Raw genomic sequence first — 5,334 nt, 5'->3', positions numbered from 1 at the left:
CGTTGCGGCGGATCAACCCCGCCCCCTTCCTGGTCTTCGGCGATTTCGGCGGCTTCTCGGTGGTCGCCGCCAGCCCGGAGATCCTGGTGCGCTGCCGCGACAACACCGTCACCGTGCGCCCGCTGGCCGGCACGCGCCGCCGGGGGGCGACACCCGAGGAGGACCGCGCGCTGGAGGTCGAGCTGCTGGCCGACCCCAAGGAGCGCGCTGAGCACCTGATGCTGCTCGACCTCGGGCGCAACGACGTCGGGCGCGTGGCGGCGATCGGCACGGTGAAGGTGACGGCGCAGTTCCAGGTCGAGCGCTATTCGCAGGTCATGCATATCGGGTCCGAAGTGCAGGGGCGGCTGCGGGACGGGCTCGATGCGCTCGACGCCTATTGCGCCGGCTTCCCGGCCGGCACGCTGACCGGCGCGCCCAAGATCCGCGCCATGGAGATCATCGAGGAGCTGGAGCCCTCGCGGCGCGGGCTCTATGCCGGCGGGATCGGCTATTTCGGCGCCGATGGCGGCATGGACACCTGCATCGCGCTGCGCACCGCGCTGGTGAAGGACGGCATCATGCACGTGCAGGCCGGCGCGGGCGTGGTGGCGGATTCCGACCCGAAATCGGAATACGAGGAAACGAGGCAGAAGGCCCGCGCGCTGTTCCGCGCAGCGGAGGAAGCGGTGCGCTTCGCGTCCGGGCGCCGTGAGCGCGGGAACGGCTGATCCGGCTCCCGCCCGATCCCCCACCCGGCCACCCATGCAGGTATCGGCGCCGCCGAGACGGGAGCGGCCCGGTGCCGAACTGCGCGGCGCGCCGGAGCGCGCATCCCCAAGCTGGTTCGCAGCGCCCGGAACCCGTTCGCGACGGCGGCGCGATGGCAGGGGCCGGGCCGCGCTGCGCCGCGTTCCTGCGGATGCCGGGCCGGCGGGAATAGGCAGCGGCATCCCGACCGGCGCGGGGCCGCCCGGGGCACCGCCGGCGCCCCTCGCGCCTGCCCGCTTGATTCCCCCCGCGCGGCGGTCCAAGCATCACCGACCATGATCCTGCTGATCGACAACTACGACAGTTTCACCTTCAACCTTTTCCACTTCCTGGGCGACCTGGGGGCCAGGGTCGAGGTGCGCCGCAACGACGCGATCGACCCGCAGGGGGTGCTCGCGATGCAGCCCGAGGCAGTGGTGCTCTCGCCCGGCCCCTGCACGCCGAACGAGGCCGGGATCTGCCTGCCGTTGATCGCCCTGGCCGCCGAGGTGCGGCTGCCGGTGCTGGGCGTATGCCTCGGCCACCAGGCGATCGGGCAGGCCTTCGGGGGCCACGTGATCCGCGCGCCGGAGCCGGTGCACGGCAAGGTCTGGCAGGTCCATCACGGGGGCGCGGACGTCTTCGCCGGCATCCCCTCGCCCTTCGCCGCGACGCGCTACCATTCGCTGATCGTCGATCGCGCAACCCTGCCCGGCTGCCTCGAGGTCACCGCCTGGACCGAGGACGGCATCGTGATGGGGCTGAAGCATCGCGACCTGCCGATCTCGGGCGTGCAGTTCCATCCGGAGAGCATCGCCTCCGCCCATGGGCACGACCTGCTGCGCAACTTCCTGACGCTCGCGGGGGCGGCGCTGCCCAGCACCGTCGCGGCCTGATGTCGCTCAAGCCCATCCTGGCCCGGCTCGCCGCCGGGGAGCGCCTGGCCGAGAGCGAGGCCGAGGAGGCCTTCGGCATCATCATGGCCGGCGAGGCCACGCCCGCGCAGATCGCTGGGCTGCTGATGGCGATGCGCGTCCGCGGCGAGACGGTGGCCGAGATGACCGGCGCGGTGCGCGCCATGCGCGCGCGCATGGTGGCGATCGAAGCCCCCCCCGGCGCGATGGACATCGTGGGCACCGGCGGGGATTCGGCGGGGACGCTGAACATCTCGACCACCACCGCCATGGTCGTGGCCGGCGCCGGCGTTCCGGTGGCCAAGCACGGCAACCGCGCGCTGTCGTCGAAGTCGGGCGCGGCGGATGCGATCGCGGCACTCGGCATCTCGCTGGACGTGCCGATGGAGCGCCTGCCCGCCGTGCTGCGCGAGGCCGGCATGGTCTTCCTGATGGCCCCCCGGCACCACGCGTCCATGCGCCATGCCGCCGGGCCGCGCGTGGAACTGGGCACGCGCACCATCTTCAACCTGCTGGGGCCGCTCGCGAATCCCGCGCGGGTGACGCGGCAGATGACCGGCGCCTTCGCCCCGGAATGGCTGCGCCCGATGGCCGAGACGCTGCAGCGCCTGGGCACGGAACGCGCCTGGCTGGTGCATGGCCAGGGCCTCGACGAGCTGACCCTGGCCGGCGAGAGCCAGGTGGTCTCGCTGGAGGCGGACGGCTCGCTGCGCGACTTCACCGTGACACCCGAGGATGCCGGGCTGGCGCGCGCGCCGGCCGCAGCACTCAAGGGCGGCGACCCGGCGCAGAATGCGGTGGCGCTCGAGGCTCTGCTGCGCGGCGCGCCCGGACCCTATCGCGACGTGGTGCTGCTGAATGCGGCGGCGTCGCTCATCGTGGCGGGCCGTGCCGCCGACCTGCGCGAGGGCGCCGCCATCGCCGCCCGTGCCATAGACGAAGGAGCGGCGCTTGGCGTACTCACGCGCCTCCGCGCCCTCTGCCCCCCCAAGGACGCCGCCGCATGAACGCGCCAACGCTTGTCACCACCGCCGCGGGCGCCGTCTCGGTGCCGGACGTGCTGGTCCGCATCATCGCCGACAAGGAGAAGGAGGTGGCGGAGCGCATGGCCGCGACCTCGCGCTCCGAGATCGAGCGCGCCGCCGCGCATGCGCCGCCGGTGCGCGACTTCGTGGGCGCGCTGTGCCAGCGCATCGGGGAAGGCCGCACCGGTCTGATCGCGGAGATCAAGCGCGCCTCGCCCTCCGGCGGGCTGATCCGCGACCCCTTCGACCCGCCGGCGCTGGCGCGCGCCTATGAAGCCGGCGGCGCGGCCTGCCTCTCGATCCTGACCGACGGCCCGTATTTCCAGGGCACGCGGGAGCACCTCGAGGCCGCGCGCGCCGCCTGCGCCCTGCCCGTGCTGCGCAAGGACTTCATGATCCACCCCTGGCAGGTCTTCGAGGCCCGCGCCATGGGCGCGGACTGCATCCTGCTGATCATGGCCTGCCTGTCGGACGACATGGCGGCGGAGCTTCTGGAACTGGCCCGCTCGCTCGACATGGCGGTGCTGGCCGAGGTGCATGACCGCCGCGAGCTCGACCGCGCGCTCGGGCTCAACACGCGCTTGATCGGCATCAACAACCGCGACCTGCGCACGCTGCAGACCGACATCGGCACGACCGAGGACCTCGCGCCGCTGGTGCCCGCCGACCGCCTGCCGGTGGCCGAGAGCGGCATCCGCACGCCGGCCGATGTGCAGCGTATGGCGATGGCGGGCGCGCATTGCATCCTGGTGGGCGAGCACCTGATGCGCCAGGCGGACGTGACCGCCGCGGCGCGCGAACTGGTCGACGCGCGCTGAGCGCCGCGCCATGGCGCTGACCCATTTCGACGCCGCGGGCCGTGCCGCGATGGTCGATGTCTCGGCCAAGGACGAGACATCGCGCACCGCCACCGCGCGTGGGCGGATCGTGATGCAGCCGGCGACACTTGCGCTGATCCGCGAGGGGCGCGCCGGCAAGGGCGACGTGCTGGGGGTGGCGCGCATCGCCGGCATCATGGCGGCGAAGAAGACGCATGAGCTGATCCCGCTCTGCCATCCGCTGATGATCAGCAAGGTCGCCGTGGATCTCGAGCCCGAGGGCGAGGATGCGGTCGCGATCGAGGCGACCGTCACCCTCACCGGGCGCACCGGCGTCGAGATGGAGGCGCTGACGGCGGTGACCGTCGCGGCGCTCACGGTCTACGACATGGTGAAGGCGGTCGATCGCGGCATGCGCATCGAGGATGTGCGCCTGGTCCACAAGGCCGGTGGCAAGTCGGGCGAGTTCCGTGGCGAATGACCTGCTCGCCGTCGAGGACGCCCGCGCGCGCATCCTGGCCGCGCTGAGCCCGACCGCCGCCGAGACGGTGGCGCTGGCCGAGGGTGCGGGGCGCGTGCTGGCGCGGGGCGTGGCGGCGCGGCTGACGCAGCCACCGGCCGATGTCTCGGCCATGGATGGCTACGCGGTACGCGCGGGCGACGCGGTGGAAGGTGCCATGCTGCGCGTGACCGGCGCCGCGCCGGCCGGGCGGCCCTTCGCGGGCAGTGTCGGCGCAGGCGAGGCGGTGCGCATCTTCACCGGCGGCTTCGTGCCCGAGGGTGCGGACGCGATCCTGCTGCAGGAGGACGCGACCGCGGCCGATGGCAGCGTGCGGGTGAACGAGACGGTGCGGCCCGGGCGCTGGATCCGCCGGCGCGGCCTCGATTTCGCGGAAGGCGCCGAGGTGCTGCCCGCCGGGCGGAAGCTGACGGCGCGCGACATCGGCCTGGCCGCGGCGTCGAACAACCCGTGGCTCGCGGTGCATCGTCGCCCGCGCATCGGCATCCTGGCGACCGGCGACGAGATCGCCCTGCCCGGGGACCCGATCCCGCCCGGGGGCATCGTCTCGTCCAACGCGCATGCGCTGGCGGCGCTGGTGAAGGGGGCGGGCGGCGATCCGGTGGTGCTGCCGATCGCGCCCGACGACACCGCGGCCATCGCCGATGTCGCGGCCAGCGCGCATGCCTACGACCTGCTGGTGACGACCGGCGGGGCGAGCGTGGGCGAGCACGACCTGATCCAGAAGGCGCTCGGCGGCGAGGGCTTCGAGCTCGGCTTCTGGAAGATCGCAATGCGGCCGGGCAAGCCGCTGATCTGGGGCCGGCTGGGTCGCACCCCGGTGCTGGGGCTGCCGGGCAACCCGGTGAGTGCGATGGTCTGCGGCGTGGTGTTCCTGATCCCGGCGATCGCGCGCCTGTCGGGCCTGCCGGGCGCGCCGGCGCCCACACGCCGCGTGATCGCCGCCGTGCCGCTGGCGGAGAACGACCGCCGCGCGGACCACCTGCGCGCCACGCTGGCGGTGGATGCGCAGGGGCGGATGCTGGCCACGCCGGCGCCGGTGCAGGATTCCTCGATGCTGGCCACGCTCGCGCGCGCCGATGCGCTGGTGCTGCGCGCGCCCTTCGCGCCTGCCCTGCCGGCGGGGGCGGAGGTGGAGGCGATCATCCTGGCGGAGCTTGGAGTGTAGCGCACCGCCGGCGGCGAGCGGCCCGCTCAGCCCGGCGGCATCGCGCCGAGGCCCTCGCGCGCGGCCACGCGCCGGTGATAGTCGCCCAGCGCCGGGCTGGTGCCGACCGCCCGGTTCATCGCGCGCCAGCGCCGCAGCACGCGCGCCGCCGCCCCCGCAT

General features: G+C 73.8%; 6 protein-coding genes. All 6 read left to right on the top strand.

Annotation, left to right across the window (positions count from 1 at the left end; translation table 11 throughout):
- Positions 1-710: anthranilate synthase component I family protein (locus HW578_RS22320; RefSeq protein WP_198372914.1), on the top strand; the 710-nt coding region annotated here is incomplete at its 5' end.
- A gap of 315 nt (positions 711-1,025) precedes the next feature.
- Positions 1,026-1,625: an anthranilate synthase component II gene (locus HW578_RS22315; RefSeq protein ID WP_198372913.1), complete on the top strand. Its 600-nt coding sequence runs from the start codon at positions 1,026-1,028 to the stop codon at positions 1,623-1,625.
- Positions 1,625-2,650, top strand: a complete 1,026-nt coding sequence (gene trpD, locus HW578_RS22310; RefSeq protein ID WP_198372912.1) for an anthranilate phosphoribosyltransferase — start codon at positions 1,625-1,627, stop codon at positions 2,648-2,650. Before HW578_RS22315 ends, trpD begins: the two co-directional genes overlap by 1 nt.
- Complete coding sequence (trpC, locus tag HW578_RS22305; protein ID WP_198372911.1) at positions 2,647-3,486, top strand: indole-3-glycerol phosphate synthase TrpC; 840 nt, start codon at positions 2,647-2,649, stop codon at positions 3,484-3,486. Before trpD ends, trpC begins: the two co-directional genes overlap by 4 nt.
- A 10-nt stretch (positions 3,487-3,496) precedes the next feature.
- Positions 3,497-3,967: a cyclic pyranopterin monophosphate synthase MoaC gene (moaC, locus tag HW578_RS22300; RefSeq protein ID WP_198372910.1), complete on the top strand. Its 471-nt coding sequence runs from the start codon at positions 3,497-3,499 to the stop codon at positions 3,965-3,967.
- A 1-nt stretch (position 3,968) separates the two neighbouring features.
- Positions 3,969-5,174, top strand: coding sequence for a molybdopterin molybdotransferase MoeA (locus tag HW578_RS22295; RefSeq protein ID WP_198372915.1), 1,206 nt, complete (start codon positions 3,969-3,971; stop codon positions 5,172-5,174).
- Positions 5,175-5,334: the final 160 nt, after the last annotated feature.

The sequence above is a fragment of the Roseomonas rosulenta genome, assembly GCF_016106005.1.
Classification (GTDB): Bacteria; Pseudomonadota; Alphaproteobacteria; order Acetobacterales; family Acetobacteraceae; genus Neoroseomonas; species Neoroseomonas rosulenta.
The sequence above is the reverse complement of the archived record's forward strand: the minus strand, read 5'-3'. Positions and strand labels throughout refer to the sequence as shown.

Coding starts and splice junctions, on each gene's coding strand:
- HW578_RS22315 (WP_198372913.1), top strand. CDS start 1,026: ATGATCCTGCTGATCGACAACTACGACAGTTTCACCTTCAACCTTTTC.
- trpD (WP_198372912.1), top strand. CDS start 1,625: ATGTCGCTCAAGCCCATCCTGGCCCGGCTCGCCGCCGGGGAGCGCCTG.
- trpC (WP_198372911.1), top strand. CDS start 2,647: ATGAACGCGCCAACGCTTGTCACCACCGCCGCGGGCGCCGTCTCGGTG.
- moaC (WP_198372910.1), top strand. CDS start 3,497: ATGGCGCTGACCCATTTCGACGCCGCGGGCCGTGCCGCGATGGTCGAT.